11 protein-coding genes and 1 riboswitch are annotated in these 16,227 nt (G+C 68.1%); of the genes, 2 read left to right on the top strand and 9 right to left on the bottom strand.

Annotated features, from left to right (window positions below; all coding sequences use genetic code 11):
* Positions 1–101: 101 nt before the first annotated feature.
* The 7 genes from pnuC to AC5P7A_RS11320 form a co-directional block, all read right to left on the bottom strand.
* Positions 102–671, bottom strand: a complete 570-nt coding sequence (gene pnuC, locus AC5P7A_RS11350; protein ID WP_046427881.1) for a nicotinamide riboside transporter PnuC — start codon at positions 669–671, stop codon at positions 102–104.
* Between the two features lie 8 nt (positions 672–679).
* The gene (locus AC5P7A_RS11345) at positions 680–2,869 is read right to left on the bottom strand and encodes a TonB-dependent receptor (RefSeq protein WP_227864430.1); all 2,190 of its coding nucleotides are present in this window, start codon (positions 2,867–2,869) and stop codon (positions 680–682) included.
* 70 nt (positions 2,870–2,939) lie between these two features.
* Positions 2,940–3,035: riboswitch (TPP riboswitch) on the bottom strand.
* Between the two features lie 98 nt (positions 3,036–3,133).
* Positions 3,134–4,258: a phosphotransferase enzyme family protein gene (locus tag AC5P7A_RS11340; RefSeq protein WP_197574347.1), complete on the bottom strand. Its 1,125-nt coding sequence runs from the start codon at positions 4,256–4,258 to the stop codon at positions 3,134–3,136.
* A 121-nt stretch (positions 4,259–4,379) separates the two neighbouring features.
* Positions 4,380–4,787 carry a glycine zipper 2TM domain-containing protein gene (locus AC5P7A_RS11335; protein ID WP_495220142.1) on the bottom strand — a complete coding sequence of 136 codons (408 nt, stop codon included), beginning with the start codon at positions 4,785–4,787 and terminating at the stop codon, positions 4,380–4,382.
* A gap of 247 nt (positions 4,788–5,034) precedes the next feature.
* A complete protein-coding gene (locus AC5P7A_RS11330; protein WP_032959398.1) occupies positions 5,035–7,023 on the bottom strand; it encodes a peptidoglycan-binding protein in 1,989 nt (662 codons plus the stop codon).
* A gap of 112 nt (positions 7,024–7,135) precedes the next feature.
* On the bottom strand, positions 7,136–7,906 hold the full coding sequence (locus tag AC5P7A_RS11325) for a hypothetical protein (RefSeq protein WP_049441770.1): 771 nt from the start codon (positions 7,904–7,906) through the stop codon (positions 7,136–7,138).
* 375 nt (positions 7,907–8,281) lie between these two features.
* The gene (locus tag AC5P7A_RS11320) at positions 8,282–8,920 is read right to left on the bottom strand and encodes a response regulator (protein ID WP_014035550.1); all 639 of its coding nucleotides are present in this window, start codon (positions 8,918–8,920) and stop codon (positions 8,282–8,284) included.
* A gap of 75 nt (positions 8,921–8,995) precedes the next feature.
* Between AC5P7A_RS11320 and AC5P7A_RS11315 the strand changes: the two genes are divergently transcribed.
* The gene (locus AC5P7A_RS11315) at positions 8,996–12,595 is read left to right on the top strand and encodes an ATP-binding protein (protein WP_495220141.1); all 3,600 of its coding nucleotides are present in this window, start codon (positions 8,996–8,998) and stop codon (positions 12,593–12,595) included.
* On the opposite strand, the gene AC5P7A_RS11310 is transcribed toward AC5P7A_RS11315, so the two are convergent.
* Positions 12,589–12,990, bottom strand: coding sequence for a c-type cytochrome (locus tag AC5P7A_RS11310; protein ID WP_014645538.1), 402 nt, complete (start codon positions 12,988–12,990; stop codon positions 12,589–12,591). The genes AC5P7A_RS11315 and AC5P7A_RS11310 overlap by 7 nt on opposite strands.
* A gap of 65 nt (positions 12,991–13,055) precedes the next feature.
* Positions 13,056–14,732 carry an electron transfer flavoprotein-ubiquinone oxidoreductase gene (locus tag AC5P7A_RS11305; protein WP_041862952.1) on the bottom strand — a complete coding sequence of 559 codons (1,677 nt, stop codon included), beginning with the start codon at positions 14,730–14,732 and terminating at the stop codon, positions 13,056–13,058.
* A 257-nt stretch (positions 14,733–14,989) separates the two neighbouring features.
* Between AC5P7A_RS11305 and AC5P7A_RS11300 the strand changes: the two genes are divergently transcribed.
* Positions 14,990–16,153, top strand: coding sequence for an acyl-CoA dehydrogenase family protein (locus AC5P7A_RS11300; RefSeq protein WP_032962241.1), 1,164 nt, complete (start codon positions 14,990–14,992; stop codon positions 16,151–16,153).
* Positions 16,154–16,227 lie beyond the last annotated feature (74 nt).

The following is a 16,227-nucleotide window of genomic DNA, read 5'->3' as shown; positions in this document are numbered from 1 at the left end:
CATGCCATGCGTGGATGTGGTGGGTAGATGCCGACCTTGGTCGGCAGGCGCGCCAACCCAGGTTGGCGACTACCGGTAGCCCGGCCACGCATGGCGTGGCTCTATCGCGTTGCCACCTGCGGTTCACGCGCGGCGGCGCTCCACGCGCGCAGCCCGAACACGGCCAGGCCGAGGAAGAACACGTACAGTGCCGCGGTCACGTGCAGCGACTTGAACAGGTACGCACCCACATAGACCACGTCCACCGCGATCCACACCCACCAGCAGGCCACGTGGCGGCGTGCCTGCCACCACTGGCCGACCAGGCTCAGCGCGGTCAGCATCGCGTCCAGCCAGGGCAGCGCGGCATCGGTGAAGGTGTGCATGGCCGCACCCAGCGCCACGCCACCGCACAGGCCGAAGGCCAGGTCGCGCAGCAGCGTGCCGCGTGCCAGTGGCACGATGCGGATGCTGCCCTCATCGGCGGCGTGCTGCCGCCAGTTGAGCCAGCCATAGACCAGGAAGCCACCGAAGGCGACCTGCAGCAGGGTGTCCGAGTACAGCTTGGCCTCGGCGAACACCAGGCCATACAGCGCCACCGACAGCAGGCCCACCGGCCATGCCGACAGCCGGCGCCTGGCCATCAGCCAGACGCCGAGGATGCTGCACAGCGCGGCGGTCCACTCGAGCATCACGCCGCTCACAGCGCGAACGTCACCGACAGGCGGGCCTGTCGCGGTGCACCGGGGAACAGGTAGTAGTCACCGCCGCTGCTGCCGGTATCGCGCCAGTAGAAGCGGTTGAATACGTTGTCCACCGACAGGTTCCAGGTCACCGCGCGTTCGTGCAGGCGATGCTGGAAGCGCAGGCCGGCATCGAACACCGAGTAGTCCGGCGCGCGCACGCCACCGTCGGCGCGTGCCACGTTGGCACCGGCATAGCGCCAGCCACCGGTCACGTCCAGGCCCTGCACGAACGGCAGCGCGTAGGCCATGTGCACGCTGGCGCGTACCTTCGGCACGTTCACCAGCTGATGGCCTTCATAGGCCGGCGTGCCGGTGTCGCGCGCGCGCGCCTGCAGCACGCTGGCGCTGGCCACGATCTGCAGTGTGTCGGTCAGCTGGCCGTTGGCGGTCAGCTCCAGGCCGGTGTGGGTCTGCGTGCCTTCCTCGACGAAGGTGTAGCCGACGTCGCTGCTGTCGGGCCTGGCGTACTGGTACGGCTGCGAGATGCGGAACACCGCCGCGCCCAAGGTCAGTGCTTCGACCGGCACGTACTTCACGCCCACTTCCAGCTGCCGCGACTGCACCGACGGCAGGAAAGTGTCGGCATTGCTGGTCCAGAACGGCGCTTCCTGTCCCAGCGAAATGCCGCGCACGTAGCTGGCATAGGCGTTGAGCTGATCGGTGGCCTTCCACACCACCGCGGTCTGCGGCAGGAACCGCGACAGGCGGCTGTGCCGCTGCGGAACGCCACGCTTGTCGTAGGCACGCTCGTCCAGGCGCACGAAGCGGCCACCGGCCAACCACTGCCAGTCATCGCCAAAGCTCATCCGGTCCAGCGCGAAGAACGCGGTCTGGCGGCTGTCCAGGCGTCGTGCGGAGGGGCCGGGCATCTTCGGCGACGGCGCGAACACGGGCACCTGCGGGTCGTGGATGTTGCTGGTGCCGACGTACTCGTTGACGCTCGGGCGCTTGTCCACGGTGCGGCGGAAGTAGTCGGCACCGAGGGTCAGCTGATGGCCGACGCTGCCGGTCTCGAAGTGGCCACGCAGCTCGGCACGGGCCTGCTGGTTGCGGCGGGTGTCGTCCGGGCTGCGGTAGTCGTAGACATCGTAGTCGCCGTTGGGCGCGAAGTAGTTGCCTGGCACGCTGCCATCGGCGCACTGCACGGCGTAGTAGCAGCCGTAGGCGAAGGCGACGTTGTCATCGATCACCGAGCGGCTGTGGCCGACCGAGACGCGCGACTGCCAGGCATCGTTGAAGTCGTAGGTATGCAGCGCGGTGATGTTGGTGCTGGCGATATCCACCGGGCGCTGCCACGGCTGGTAGCCGAGCAGGTGCTCGCGGTCGACACCGCGCGGCAGGTCACGCGCGCCCAGCAGCTGGTAGCCGGACACCGAGCGCTGCGAGCTGGTCTGGTAGTTGGCATCCACTTCCAGCTTGCCGCGCTCGCCGATCAGCCAGTCGGCGGCCAGCGAGTAGAAGTTGCGGCGGCCATCGGCGTGCGCGACGTAGGAATTGCTGGAGTCCCATGCGGCATTCAGGCGCAGGCCGAAACGCGGGGTGATCCAGTGGCCGACATCGACGGCGACGTAGCGTGAGCCTTCCGAATCGGTGCCGAGCGTGGCGGTGCGTACTTCAGCCGGGCGCTTGCCGATGTAGTTGATGATCCCGCCCGGCGCCATCACCCCTGCCGCCAGGCCGGCTTCACCCTTGAGGATCTCGACCGACTGCACGTTCTCCAGCGCCAAGCGTTGCTCGCCGGCGATGGACAGCCCGTTGAAGCGGTAGCCGGTGGCGGCGTCCAGCGCGAAGCCGCGGATGGCGATGTTCTGGTAGTAGCCCACAGGTGCATACGCATCACCCAGCGAGGCATCGTTGCTGGCCAGCTCGGACAGCGAACGTACCTGGCGACGTTCGAGATAGTCGCGCTCGAGCACGTTCACCGAAGCCGGCGTGTCCTTCCACGAACCGCCGCCGAAGGCATTCACGCGCGAGGTATCGGCCTTCGGCTTGCCGGCCTCCACGCGCACCGCCGCCAGTTCGGTCGGCGAGCGTTCGGCACCAGTGGCAGCCGCATCGGTGGTGGCCTCGGCCTCGCTGGCATGCAGCGGCAGCGCGGCGCAGAGGGCGAGTGAGAGCAGGGTGGGGCGCAGGCAGCGGTTCATTCGGTTCGTCTTCGGACAACAAGGGAGACGAAGCGACGGCGCGCAGGTGCACCGGCCCATGATGGGGGTGTGGCTGCGGCTCAAAGCTCCCTACGCCGGTGCAAACCGGATCAGGTTCCAAGGGACTCTCTCAGCCTGGCAGATCCAGGCACCCCCGCTTCAGGTGACCATTTCACTACAAATGGTACGGATTTGCGAGCGCCAGCCGGGGTCAGATCCCTTTCCTGCGGAAAGGGATCTGACCGCAACGCTGCGTCAACCGGATCACGCGACGGCGTGCAGGGCCTGCAGCAGTGCCCGCCCCGGCGCGCTGTGGAACCACGCCGGATGGCCCAGCATGAAGGGCTGCCAGGCCACGTCGGCATTCGCGGTTGAGCGGGTGACACCTTCGAAGTACTCCACTTCGGACAGTGCGAAGTCGAAATGGACCATTGGCAGCAGGTCGGCCAGCAGGTGCACGCGTGCCGCCGACAACGGCAGCACCTCGCGGTAGCCGTCGAGCAGGGCCAGCGCGATATCGATGCGCACCGCCTCCATGCCGCGCTCCAGTTCCAGCCACGCCACTGCGTTGCGCTCGATCGCGGTGGCGAGGTCGAACAGCGCGCTGGTGGGCGACGCCAGGCCGAAATCCAGCACGGTGCTGACCTCGCCGTTGCGCCACAGCAGGTTGGAGACATGCCAGTCGTTGTGCGCCCACAGCCGGGGCTCGGCGCGCAGGCGCTCGGCCAGGCCGGCGTGCCACGGCAGCACGTCGCGCTGCAGCTGTGCTTCCCATGGAATGCGCGCGAGATAGCGTGCCAGCCCGGGACGTTCATCCAGTCCTGCCTTGATGGCGGCGATCGGATCGTCGGCACGGATCAGGTCGTCGCGCGCCACCAGCAGATGGGTGCTGCGCTGGGGCGCGTGGTAGCTGGCGGCGGCACGGTGCAGCTGTGCGAGCGTGCGCCCTGCTTCGCGGGCCTGCGCGACATCGGTCAACAGCGACCACGACACCGCGTCGCGATACAGGTCGTCGCCCACGCCGACATCGTGCAGTTCAAACGTCCATTCGCCGTGTTCGACCGCAGTGTGGCCATCGGTGGCCGGCAGCACCTGCACCACTGGCACGCCGGCGGCGGCGAGATGGGCGATGAAGTGGTGTTCTTCTTCCAGACAGGCCGCGCTGCGCACGCTGTGGTGGTGGCGCTTGATGAATACCGGTGCGCGCGTGCCATTGACGATGGCGGCGGCAGACAGCGGCCGCGGGCTGTGCCAGCGCGGTTGGCTGTGCCCGCCCAGCTGCGGGTAACGCGTACTCAGCCACGCGATGTCCGCCGCGCTGATCGGTGGCCAGTCGGCAGCGACCTCGTCGTTGTTGAGGCCCTGCACGCGGTGGGAGGAAGACGTCATGCCACAGTCCGATCGGGAAAGTCACATCCAAGGCTGCGCATTCAACGCCATGCGCGTGGCCAACGCAAACGGGCGGGTCATCGACCCGCCCGTCTCCGCGTCATCGGTATGTCGGCGCTGCTTACCAGCCGCGATGGCTGCCGCGGTCGTGGTAGTAGCGGTTGTCGTAGTAGCGCTCACGCTGCCAGCGGCGGTCATCGCCACGGTCGTAGTAGCCACTGCGGTAGTAGCCACGGTCGTAACGGCGATCGTAGCGGTCGTCGTAACGGCGATTGTCGTAGTAACGGCGGTCGCGGCGGTCGGAGGTGGTCAGGTTGCCGATCGCGCCGCCGGCCACGGCACCGCCGACGGTGGCCGCAGGGTCGCCGTTGGACAGCAGGTTGCCGGCCACGCCACCGACCACGGCGCCGACCAGGGTGCGCTTGTCCTTCCTCGACATCGCGCTGGCATCGCTGACCACGGCGACACCGGCAACCAGTGCCAGGGCCATCGCCAGACCACGGAAGTTGAGTGTGGAAGTACTGAGCATGTTCGGTTCTCCTGTGAGGTGCATGCCACGCTGGGCAGGGAGGGCGCGGGGCGCCCCGGCTGCCGTGGAGACCACGCTGGCGTTCCGACATTGCCGGAACATTGCCTGGCCTACCGGGCGGCTTGCGCATTCATCTAGCGGCAGGCGGCATGAAGCAAGGCTGAAAGTGGCTTTTACCGCTCAGCTGGCAGAAAGGGAAAGGGCCGCGCATGGCGCGGCCCCTCCCGGTCTGCAAGGCGCTGCGGGCTCAGACGCCCATGGCCTTCTGCGCCTGGCGGGTCTGTTCCTGCTGCGCGTCCTGCTGCTGGTGCAGCACGTTCGGCGCGCCCTGCACCGCGCCGCTGCTGAGCGCCATGCTCTGCTCGCTGGCGGTGCGGGTTTCCACCGCAACGCGGCTGGCCGCCGGGTCACCGACCGTGCCCTGCACGGCGAACAGGCGCTCACCGTTCGGGCTGGGCACCACCGCGTCGATGCGCTGCAGGCCGGCGGCATGCGCCTCCCTGGTCAGGGCCGCTGCGGCGCTTTCCAGCGCGTGGCGGTCCTTGAAGGTGCCCGCCGGCATCCGCTCCAGGCCTTCGGTGGCCTGCAGGTACATCGGGTTGCGCGGGTGCCGCTCGTCGTTCAGCAGCGGGCGCTCGCGGGCCTCCTTGATCGCATCCAGCGTCTTTGCACCGACGATGCCGTCGGCAACCAGCCCGTTGTCCTTCTGCAGCTGGCGTACCGCCGCTTCGGTATTGCGGCCGAAGCGGCCGTCCTCGGCCAGCGGCTTGCCGTCGGCCCCGGCATAGCCGAGGTGGCCCAGCTGCTCCTGCACCTTGCGCACGCCCTCGCTGTGCGCGCCCGGCTTGTACAGCTCGGCGTGCGGGGCGGCAGCGGCCTTGTGTTCGGCCGCAGGCTTGCCCTGGGTCTGCTCATGCGATTGGGTGCGGCTTTCCAGCAGGTCGCGCGCCTTGGACAACGGGTCCGACGCGAACAGCTTCCAGTGCGGGTGGTCCTTCACCTGCTTGAGGTAATCCTCCACCGGCATGGTGTGCACGCCCTTGCTGCCGGTGGACTGGCTGATCAGCAGCTTGTCGGTGTTCGGGTCGCGCACCACCATCACGATGTGGTCGATGCCATTCCAGTGCTCGTGGCGGGTCCTGGCCGTATCCAGGCCGATGACCATGCCTTCCTTCAGCGCACCGGGCTTGAGGATGGCGTCGCGCTCGAGCAGCACGCCGGACTGTTCGACGGCCTTGTGCACGATGCCGCCGGAACCGAGGTTGCCCAGGTCGATGCGGTCGGCCTTGCTGAAGACAGCGTGCCCGGCCTTCTGGTTGATCTCGTCCATGGTCCGGTTCTGCAGGGTGCCGACCCAGCCGGAGCAATCGATGTAGCCCTGGTCCACGTTCTTGCCGGTCTTGCCCGGCACGTACAGCGCGTGGCCCGGGATGTTGATGGCGTACTTCACATCGTCGTACTTCACGCCAGCGTCGTACGCGGCGTGCAGTTCGATGCCCGGCTTCGGCGCAGCAGGAGCCGTTGCGGTCGCCGCCAGCGTGGCCGCAGCGGCACCCACTGCGGCGGTCTGCGCAGGTGTGCCTGGAGCCTGGGCCTGGCCCGGTGCCACGGTCTGCGGCGTGATGTGCTTTTCCGGGATGCTGATCGCTGCGTACTTGTGGATGTAGTAGCTGGAGAAGGTCCGCGCCAGGTCGCCGTCGTTCATGCCACGCATTTCGGCCAGGGTGTGGCCGGTCAGCGCCTTGGCATCGGACCCGATCTGGTTGAGCACGTTGCGGCGCATGTTGATCTCTTCGCCATGGCCGTTGCGGACCACGCCGAAGGTGCCGGTGGCGATCGCGGTCTGCACCGAGCCATAGCCGGCGCTGCCCTGCTGGTGGGCCAGGTACAGGTCCAGGCCGGTCGGCGTGTCGCCGCCGGACAGGTACGGGTGGCCGGTGCGCTCATTGCGGCGCGCCATCGAGCCCAGGTTGTCCTGGTACATCTGCGCGGCGGCTTCGGTGTTGCGGGTCGGGTCGAATTCGTGGCCGGTCAGGTGGTATTGGCGGGCCGAGCCGGGCACGAACTGGAACAGGCCTTTGGCGCCGGTCGAGGTGTTGTGGGCGCGCTCGTTGAAGGTGCCGCCGGTCTCGATGTGCGCGAAGCGCATGAAGTCATCGACCGGGATGCCCTTCTGCCGGGCGACCTGCTCGACGATGTCCAGGACTTCCTTTTTGCTGTAGTCATGCTGTGCCATGACGTTTTCCTCGGGGTTGATGGAGCGGCCGATGCCGCGAATCGCCAACCGGACTCATCCGTGAGTCAAGAACATGTCGGTCAACAGGTAACCCGCCTGCGGCGGATGGAAATCAGGGCGCGATGTACTGCTGGGCCTTGCTGTCGAAGCGGTAGTGCACGGTGTCGCCGGCACCCAGCGCGCGGGTCTTGCCCGGGGCTTCGATGGTGGTGCCCTTGAAGGTCACGGTCAGCTGCGGCAGGCCGTTGCCATCGGCCACGAAGGCCAGTTCGCCATCGCTGTCGGTGCACGGCATCACGTTGCCGTCGTCGCAGGCCGCGCTGTTGTCTTCGCCGGTGCGCACCGAGCCGACGTAGCGCCAGACCTTGCTGTCCAGGTCGTCCTCGCTGCGCTTGGGGTTGAACAGCAGCAGGGCGTAGCCGCTGCTGCTGATGCCGCGGTCGAAGCTGCTGGTCGGCACCGCCAGCAGCAGGCGGCCGTCGGCGGTGCGGTGTTCGATCGGCTTGCGCCGGGTATCGACGTCGTCGGCCTTGTCGTAGGCGCCGAGCGCACCGATGGTCCATTCCTGGCCGCGGAACTTCCACGGCTTCTTCGCGTCGCCGCCGGCCAGCACGAAGGTGGCCTCGGCCAGATTGGCGCGGTCGTCGGGGCCGGCCGGCTGCTGTTCGCCCGGCTTGCCGTAATGCTCGCGGGTGTCCCAGGAAAAACCGGTGTAGTAGGTGGTGCCGTCCAGGGTGAAGCGGTGGCCGAACCAGAAGGTCGCCACGCTGCCGTTCTGGACCTCATAGGACGTCGCACCATCGCCATCCACCTGGTAGATGAAATACATCACGGACGGCGCGTCGGGCGGGGTGACGGCGGCATCGGGAGAGGGGTTCTGCATCGGGGCAACATCCTGTCGGGGCGCTTTGGCAGCCTGCGCAGGCGCAGGCCGGGAGGACGAGGGGGCCGGATCGGCGGCGCTGCAGGCGGCAGCGGAAAGGGAGACGAGCAGGCATGCCGCGAATGCGCGCAGGGGCCGCAACGGCAGGGTCCAACGTAGCTCGGGGGGGGACTGCATGCGCCTCTCCATGGTCAGCGTTGCCGGGCCAGACGGCCGGCAGGAAGCCGCACCCCATCCACCACGGACGGGAGCGAGGACATGAGCCGGTCGATTCCTTCGACCTCGCATTGAGAACTCATGCCTGTCCATCTTGGCACAGATCCGCAGGCCGTCAAAGAGGGGGGCGGCAGCCGGGTCTGTGATGTGAAGTGCGTCTCAGATCTTGCCATCACGCAGGTAGTCGAACAATTCGGCGTCGCCCTTCAACCCCAGCTTGAGCATGGCGTCGCCCTTCTGCCGGCTGATGGTGCTGACGCTCTTGTGCAGCTGCAGCGAAATCTCCTTCACCGTCATGCCGGTGCCGAGCAGTCGCAGCACCTCCACTTCGCGTGGTGACAACGGCTTGCCGTCGCCCTCGCGCATGCGCCAGCTGCCGGCCGCGTCCACCCGCTCGCGCAGGCTGCGGCTGATGTAGGGCTGGCCGCGGTACACCGACTGGATGGCCTGCGGCAGCTCGTCCATTGACGAACTCTTGTCGACCAGACCGAGCACGCCACTGTCGAGCACCATGCGCAGGATCGCCAGGTTGCTGGAGACGCTGAGCATCAGCACCGGCAGGTCCGGATGCCGGCGGCGGATCATGCCGATCATGGCGAAGCCATCGGCCTGCGGGCTGCCCGGCATGGAGTAGTCGGTGACCAGCAGGTCACAGGGCTGGTTGGCGAGCAGGGTCATCAGCGCCTGCGCGCTGTCGGCCTCGCCGACCACGCGGCCCACGCCGCTCGACTCGATGACGGCGCGGGTACCGATGCGGACCACCGGGTGATCGTCTGCGATGATGATGCGCAAGCTCATGCTCTAGTATGGCCATCGGGCACGCCGGGCCGCGACCATCGCGGTCCCTGGCAGGATTCTAGGAGATCGACGCAGATGCGTAGGTGGGCTGTTCGCGGGCTGCTCCTGCTGCTGGCGGTGCTGGCCCTGCCCGTGGCCCAGGCACAGCCGGCCCCTGGGCTGCTGCCGCTCAGCCCGTTGCAGCGCGAATACCTGGTGGCGCATCCGACCATCGTTGTCGGGCAGTATGACAGCGGTTGGCCGCCCTTCGAGTCCCTCCGTGACGGCCAGCAGGTCGGTCTGGGACCGGACTACCTGTCGCATCTTGCACGCCAGCTCGGCATGAAGGTCGAGGCGCGCCGCTATCCGGACTGGACATCCGTGCTGGATGCGGCATGTCGTGGCGAGATCGACGTGGTGATGAATGTCGGCCTCAGTGCCGACCGCACCCGCTGCATGGTCTATACCGCGGCCTACAGCGAAGCGCCGCTGGCCCTGGTGGGCCGGCCGGACGACCTGCGTGCCTCCGACATGCCCGACCTGGAGGGTCTGCGGGTGGTGGTCGAGCAGGATTTCCTGACCGGTCCGCAGGTGCGCGCCCGATTCCCGCGTGCCCGCCAGCTTGTCGTAAACGACACGTTGAGCGCATTGCAGATGGTCAGAGACGACAAGGCCGACGTCTACATCGGCAATGCCTTTGTCGCCACCGAGCTGATTGCCAGCCGGCGCCTGCAGGGCGTGGCGCTGTTGCGGCCCAGCGACCTGCCCCCTGAACGGCTGCACTTCGGCATTCCCAACAGCAAGCAACCCCTGGCTGAAGCCCTGGACCTGGCGCTGGCGGCCACCAGCCAGGCCCAGCGTGATGCCCTCGCACAACGATGGCTGCCACCGCCGCACTGGTCGGCATCGGCGCAGCTGGCGCTGAGCCAGGCCGAGAAGCGCGTGCTGGAGCAGCCGTTGAAGATCGGTTTCGCCCCGAATGCCGCGCCACTGTCGTTCACCGGCGAGGATGGCCGGCCCAGCGGGCTGGCCAGCGAATACCTGCAGCGCCTGATGCAGGCCGGTGCCAACCTGCAGGTCGAGGACAGCCACGACTGGTACGAGGTGCGCGAGAAGGCCCGCCGCGGTGAGCTGCAGGCGGTGATGGGCATTCCTGTCGATTCACGGTACCTGGGCCCGGACTGGGTGTTCAGCCAGCCCTTCATCAGCGTGCCGAACGTGATTGTGGTCAGGAGCGATGGCGAGTCGCTGCTGGGCCTGGCTGACCTGCAGGGCAAGCGCGTGCTGCTGTCCGACCCGGAGCGTGTGCGCGGCTACGTGCTGCAGCAGGCACCGCAGGCGCGGATCATCGCTGCACGCAGCGCCGAGCAGTCGCTGCAGCGCCTGCTCGCTGGCGACGCCGATGCGTACATCGGCAACCTTGCCGTGGTCGATCACCTGCTGCGCAGCCGTTTCCCGGGGCGGCTGCAGGTGGCGGCACCGGCCGGCTTCAACGACCAGCTGGTGCTGGCTGTGGACCGCCGCCACGCGGCACTGGCTACCACCTTCGATCGCCTGCTGCTGCAGATGACCCCACGCAAGCGCGAGGCCCTGCGCAATGCCTGGCTGGGGGTGGAGTACCGCAACGGTGTCGACTGGAACAAGGTGCTGCGGTGGGGCGTGCCGGTGCTGCTGGTGCTGCTGACCGCGCTGCTGGTACATGGCGTCGGCCATTGGCGGCTGCGCCGCGAGGTGGCAGGACGTCGCCAGCTGGAGCAGCGTCTGGCCGAGGTGACCGACAACCTGCCTGCAGTGGTCTATCAGGCGCGTCGCGACGCCGATGGCGCGCTCAGCTTCCCGTTCATCGCCGGTGACCTGCCTGCGTTGTTCGGCATTACACGGCAGCAGGCCGAACAGGATGCGAGGGTGTTGCTGGAACGCATCGAGGAAGAGGACCGCGCGCACATCCTGCACTCCATCGAGCAGGCCGCGCGCCAGTTCGCCCCATTGATCCTGGAGTTCCGCCTGCGCAGCGATGGGGAGGGCGTGCGCTGGGTGCGCAGCCAGGCCCACCCCTATGCCGCCGAAGAGGGCGCGGTGATCTGGAGCGGTTACTGGGTGGACGTGAGCGAAGCGCGGATGCAGGCCGATGCCCTGGCGGCGGCGAAGGCGGACGCCGAGCAGGCCGCCGAGGCCAAATCGCGCTTCCTGGCCACGATGAGCCATGAGATCCGCACGCCGATGAGTGGCGTGCTGGGGATGCTGGAGGTGCTGGCGCACTCACCGCTGGACAGCGAACAGCAGCGCATCCTCGGCGTTATCGAGGATTCGGCCCAGATGCTGCGGCAGATCCTCGATGACATCCTCGATTACTCGCGGCTGGAAGCAGGGGCGTTGCGCCTGGAACCGGTGCCGCAACCGCTGCGGCCCCTGCTGGAGAGCGTGTGCCGCCTGCTGTCGGCCCAGGCCAGCGCGCGTGGCCTGGCGCTGCACGTGCAGATCGATCCCGAGCTGGCGCCGGCCCACGAAGTGGACGGCGTGCGGCTGCGCCAGATCGTGTTCAACCTGCTCAGCAATGCCATCAAGTTCACCGCACAGGGCGAGGTGCGCCTGCAGCTGGAGGTGCTGGGGCCGACCAGCGAAGACGGCGTGCAACCGCTGTGCCTGAGCGTTACCGACACCGGCATCGGCATCGCACCGGAACAACTGCAGCACCTGTTCGCGCCCTTTACGCAGGCCGGTGCCTACATCCAGCGTGACCACGGCGGCACTGGCCTGGGCTTGAGCATCTGCCAGCGACTGGTGCAGATGATGCAGGGCGAATTGACCCTGCACAGCACGCTGGGCGAAGGAACCCGCGCCGAAGTGCGGGTATCGCTGGTGGAGGCCGGCAGCGAGGACGCGGCGGCACTGCTGGCCGAGCAGGACCAGTCCGCGCTGCTGCCCGCCGCGCTGCGCCAGGCGCGGGTGCTGGTGATCGAGGACCACCCGACCAACCAGGCGATGATGGCGTGGCGGCTGCAGCAGCTGGGCGTGCCCCATGTGCTGCTGGGCGATGGCCAGCAGGCGCTGGATCGCCTGTCGTCGGAGAGCTTCGACCTGGTGATCACCGACTGCCGCATGCCGGTACTCGATGGATTTGGCTTCACCCGCCTGCTGCGCGAACGCGAGGGCCGTACCGGCCAGCCGCGGCTGACGGTGCTGGCGCTGACCGCCAGCGTGCTGGACGACGATGCGCGCCGCTGCCGCGAGGCCGGCATGGACGAGGTACTGGCCAAGCCGCTGTCGCTGGCCACGCTGCGTGCGGCGCTGCTGCGCTGGCTGCCGCAGGCCCAGGGCCAGTCGTTCGAGGTGCCGGTGCCGGAGGTTGCCGCCGACGACGGTGAAGCATTGCCTGATCTGGCCACCCTGCAGCAGCGCTTCGGCTCGCGCGTGGTGGCCGAGCAGCTGCGCGACAGCCTGTTGCAGGCCAGCGAGGGTGACCTGGCCGCCGCGCAGCGCGCCGTGCAGGCTGGCGACCGCCAGGCTGCGGCGCTGCACCTGCATCGCCAGGCCGGCGGGCTCGGGGCGATCGGGGCCACGGCACTGGCCCAGCAGGCCAATGCCCTGGTCGAGCGCCTGCAGGATGCGGCAGAGGCCGATACGGCGCCGTTGTTCGCCACCGTAACGACGTTCGTGGCGCGGCTGCAGCAACAGCTGCAGCGCCTGGCTCACTGAGCCGACTGCTGCTGCAGGTAGGCGATCACCAGGGCGCGGCGTTCTGCGCTGGGGAAGGCGTTGTACATGCGGGTGCCCGGCACCAGGTGCGTGGGTGACTGCAGGAAGGTATCCAGCGTCTGTGCGGTCCAGGTGATGTCGGCGCGGCGCATGCCGTCGGAATACCCATAGTCGGGCAGGCTGCCGGCGCGGCGGCCGATCACGCCGTGCAGGTTGGGTCCGAAGCGGTGGATGCCACCGGGCTGCACGGTGTGGCAGCCGGCACACAGTTCGAACGCGCGCTGCATGGCCTGCTGCCGGGCCTGTTCGGGCGTGGCCGGCACCGCGGGCGGGCGCTGGCAGGCCGTGGCAAGCAGGGCCACGGCAACGGCGGTGAGCAGGCGGCAGGCACGTATGGGTGGGCAGGATAGCGGTGCGGTGGAGCGGTCGGGCTGCGACACACGGTCGCAGCCCGGGGCGATCACATGCCCGAGTAGTTCGGGCCGCCGCCGCCCTGCGGGGTCACCCAGACGATGTTCTGGGTCGGATCCTTGATGTCGCAGGTCTTGCAGTGCACGCAGTTCTGCGCGTTGATCTGCAGGCGCGCGTTGTCGGCTTCGCCAACGAACTCGTACACACCGGCCGGGCAATAGCGGGCTTCCGGGCCTGCGTACTCGGCCAGGTTCACCTTCACCGGAATGCTGGGGTCCTTCAGCGTCAGGTGGCTGGGCTGGTTCTCGTCGTGGTTGGTGCTGCTCAGGAACACCGAGCTGAGGCGGTCGAAGGTCAGCACCCCATCCGGCTTCGGGTAGGCGATGCGGGTGTGCTTGGCGGCCGGTTCCAGGCAGGCATGATCCGGCTGCGTGCGGTGCAGGGTCCACGGCGGGTTGCGCACGCCCAGCTTCGGCAGCAGCCACTGCTCGACGCCGGTCATCAGCGTGGCCACGGTCTGGCCCTTCTTGAACCACTGCTTGAAGTTCTTGGCCTGCTGCAGTTCGGTGAACAGCCAGCTGGCTTCGAACGCCTTCGGGTAGGCGCTCAGTTCATCGTGCTGGCGGTCGGCGGCCAGCGCGTCGAACGCGGCGTCGGCGCACAGCATGCCGGTCTTGATCGCGGCATGGCTGCCCTTGATGCGGCTGGCGTTGAGGTAGCCGGCCTCGCAGCCGACCAGTGCACCGCCCGGGAACACCGTCTTCGGCAGCGACAGCAGGCCACCGGCGGTGATCGCACGCGCGCCGTAACCGATGCGGGTACCGCCTTCCAGATGCTTGCGGATGGACGGATGGGTCTTGAAGCGCTGGAACTCTTCGAATGGGCTCAGCCACGGGTTCCTGTAGTCCAGGCCTACCACGTAGCCGATGGCGACCTTGCCGCCGTCGGCGTGGTACAGGAACGCGCCGCCGTAGGTGTCGCTGTCCAGCGGCCAGCCGGCGGCGTGAACCACCAGACCCGGCTCATGCCGGGACGGGTCGATCTGCCACAGCTCCTTGATGCCGATGCCGTAGGCCTGCGGGTCCTTGCCTTCGTCCAGCGTGTAACGCGCGATCAACTGGCGGCCGAGATGGCCGCGCGCGCCTTCGGCGAAGATCGTGTATTTCGCCTGCAGCGCCATGCCGCGCTCGAACGCCGGGCCGATGCTGCCATCCTTCTCGATACCCATGTCGCCGGTGGCCACGCCGATCACTTCACCGTTGTCGCCGTACAGCACCTCGGCTGCGGCGAAGCCGGGGAAGATCGCCACTTCCAGCGCCTCGGCCTGCTGCGCCAGCCAGCGGGTCACTTCGCCCAGGCTGATGATGTAGTTGCCTTCGTTGTGGAAGCACTCCGGCAGCAGCGCGTTGGGCGTGCTGCGCGCGCCGGTTTCGCTGAGGAACAGGAATTCGTCACGGGTGACCTTCTGCTTCAGCGGTGCGCCGCGCTCGGCCCAGTCCGGGAACAGCTCGGTCAGCGCGCGCGGATCCATCACCGCACCAGACAGCACGTGCGCGCCTGGTTCGGACCCCTTCTCCAGCACGCACACCGACAACTCGCGGCCGGCTTCGATCGCGCGCTGGCGCAGGCGGATCGCGGTGGCCAGGCCGGCGGGGCCGGCGCCGACGATCACCACGTCGAATTCCATTACTTCACGCGGGGGCAGGGCGTTGGCTTCAGCGCTCATCGATTGCATGACTCGTGGGTAGGGCCGGCATCGGGGCCACCGGCGGTGCCTGGGAATCGCGCGTGCAGCCACGAGCGAAACGGTTGTTTGAATGTGTCAGGGTACCGGGCCGCGCGTGATCGAGCTAGATCGCCGATGTTCACGTCACGATTGCTGCGGTGCAGCGTAAGGCTGCGGCCCGGGTGGGTGCCGACCCTGGTCGGCACGCTCTGCCCGGATGACCGACAATGGCCGGGTCCTGACTGCGCGTGAGTGCCATGGCTTTGCATCCGTACGATCTGTTCGATGTCCGTTCCCTGCTCAATGAGGAAGAGCGCGCGGTGCAGGAGAGCGTCGCCCGCTTCACCAACGAGCGCGTGCTGCCGATCATCGGCGATGCCTTCGACCAGGCCCGTTTCCCCTCTGAACTGGTGCCGGAGATCGCCTCGCTGGGCCTGCTGGGCGCCACCCTGCCGGCCGAATACGGCGGCGGTGATCTGGGTGCGGTCAGCTATGGCCTGATCTGCCAGGAGCTGGAGCGCGGCGATTCGGGCCTGCGCAGCTTCGTCTCGGTGCAGAGCTCGCTGTGCATGTACCCGATCTACGCTTACGGCAGCGAGGAACAGCGCCAGCAGTGGCTGCCGGCGATGGCGCGCGGCGAACTGATCGGCTGCTTTGGCCTGACCGAGGCGCATGGCGGTTCCGATCCGGCCAGCATGAAGACCCGCGCGGTGCGCGACGGCAGCGACTGGCGCATCAGCGGCAGCAAGATGTGGATCACCAGCGGCCCGGTGGCCGACCTGGCCATCGTCTGGGCGCAGACCGAGGACGGCATCCAGGGCTTCGTGCTGGAGAAGGGCATGGCCGGCTTCACCACGCAGGAGATCAAGCACAAGATGAGCCTGCGCGCGTCGCTGACCGGCGCGCTGTTCTTCGATGACGTGCGCGTGCCCGACAGCCACCGCCTGCCGAACGTGAAGGGCCTGAAGGGGCCGCTGGGCTGCCTGACCCAGGCCCGCTACGGCATCAGCTGGGGCCCGATCGGCGCGGCCATTGCCTGCCTGGATGAAGCGCTGGGCTATGCCAAGGAGCGCGTGCTGTTCGGCCGCCCGCTGGCGGCCACCCAGAGCGCGCAGATCAAGCTGGCCGAAATGGCCCGCCGCATCACCACCGCGCAGCTGCTGGCGCTGCAGCTGGGCCGCCTGAAGGAAGCCGGGCAGCTGCAGCCGCAGCAGGTCAGCCTGGCCAAATGGAACAACTGCCGCATGGCGATCGACATCGCCCGCGAATGTCGCGATCTGCTGGGTGGGGCCGGCATCACCACCGAACACGTGGCGATCCGGCATGCACTGAACCTGGAATCGGTGATCACCTATGAAGGCACCGAGACCGTGCACCAGCTGGTGATCGGCCGCGAACTGACCGGCATCAACGCGTTCTGAAACCTGGTTCCGGTGGGTGCCAACCTTGGTTGGCACATCTTTCCAGAAGTTTCTGCAGCCGCCTTGACCTGTCT

The organism is Stenotrophomonas sp. YJH_SMC_65 (genome assembly GCF_059369475.1).
This window is presented reverse-complemented; position numbering and strand designations above follow the sequence as displayed.

What these genes read in the sequence shown, in the direction of transcription:
- AC5P7A_RS11325 (WP_049441770.1), bottom strand. Translation starts at nt 7,906, where the DNA reads ATGCAGAACCCCTCTCCCGATGCCGCCGTCACCCCGCCCGACGCGCCG.
- AC5P7A_RS11330 (WP_032959398.1), bottom strand. Translation starts at nt 7,023, where the DNA reads ATGGCACAGCATGACTACAGCAAAAAGGAAGTCCTGGACATCGTCGAG.
- AC5P7A_RS11320 (WP_014035550.1), bottom strand. Translation starts at nt 8,920, where the DNA reads ATGAGCTTGCGCATCATCATCGCAGACGATCACCCGGTGGTCCGCATC.
- AC5P7A_RS11300 (WP_032962241.1), top strand. Translation starts at nt 14,990, where the DNA reads ATGGCTTTGCATCCGTACGATCTGTTCGATGTCCGTTCCCTGCTCAAT.
- AC5P7A_RS11305 (WP_041862952.1), bottom strand. Translation starts at nt 14,732, where the DNA reads ATGAGCGCTGAAGCCAACGCCCTGCCCCCGCGTGAAGTAATGGAATTC.
- AC5P7A_RS11345 (WP_227864430.1), bottom strand. Translation starts at nt 2,869, where the DNA reads ATGAACCGCTGCCTGCGCCCCACCCTGCTCTCACTCGCCCTCTGCGCC.
- pnuC (WP_046427881.1), bottom strand. Translation starts at nt 671, where the DNA reads ATGCTCGAGTGGACCGCCGCGCTGTGCAGCATCCTCGGCGTCTGGCTG.
- AC5P7A_RS11335 (WP_495220142.1), bottom strand. Translation starts at nt 4,787, where the DNA reads ATGCTCAGTACTTCCACACTCAACTTCCGTGGTCTGGCGATGGCCCTG.
- AC5P7A_RS11315 (WP_495220141.1), top strand. Translation starts at nt 8,996, where the DNA reads ATGCGTAGGTGGGCTGTTCGCGGGCTGCTCCTGCTGCTGGCGGTGCTG.
- AC5P7A_RS11340 (WP_197574347.1), bottom strand. Translation starts at nt 4,258, where the DNA reads ATGACGTCTTCCTCCCACCGCGTGCAGGGCCTCAACAACGACGAGGTC.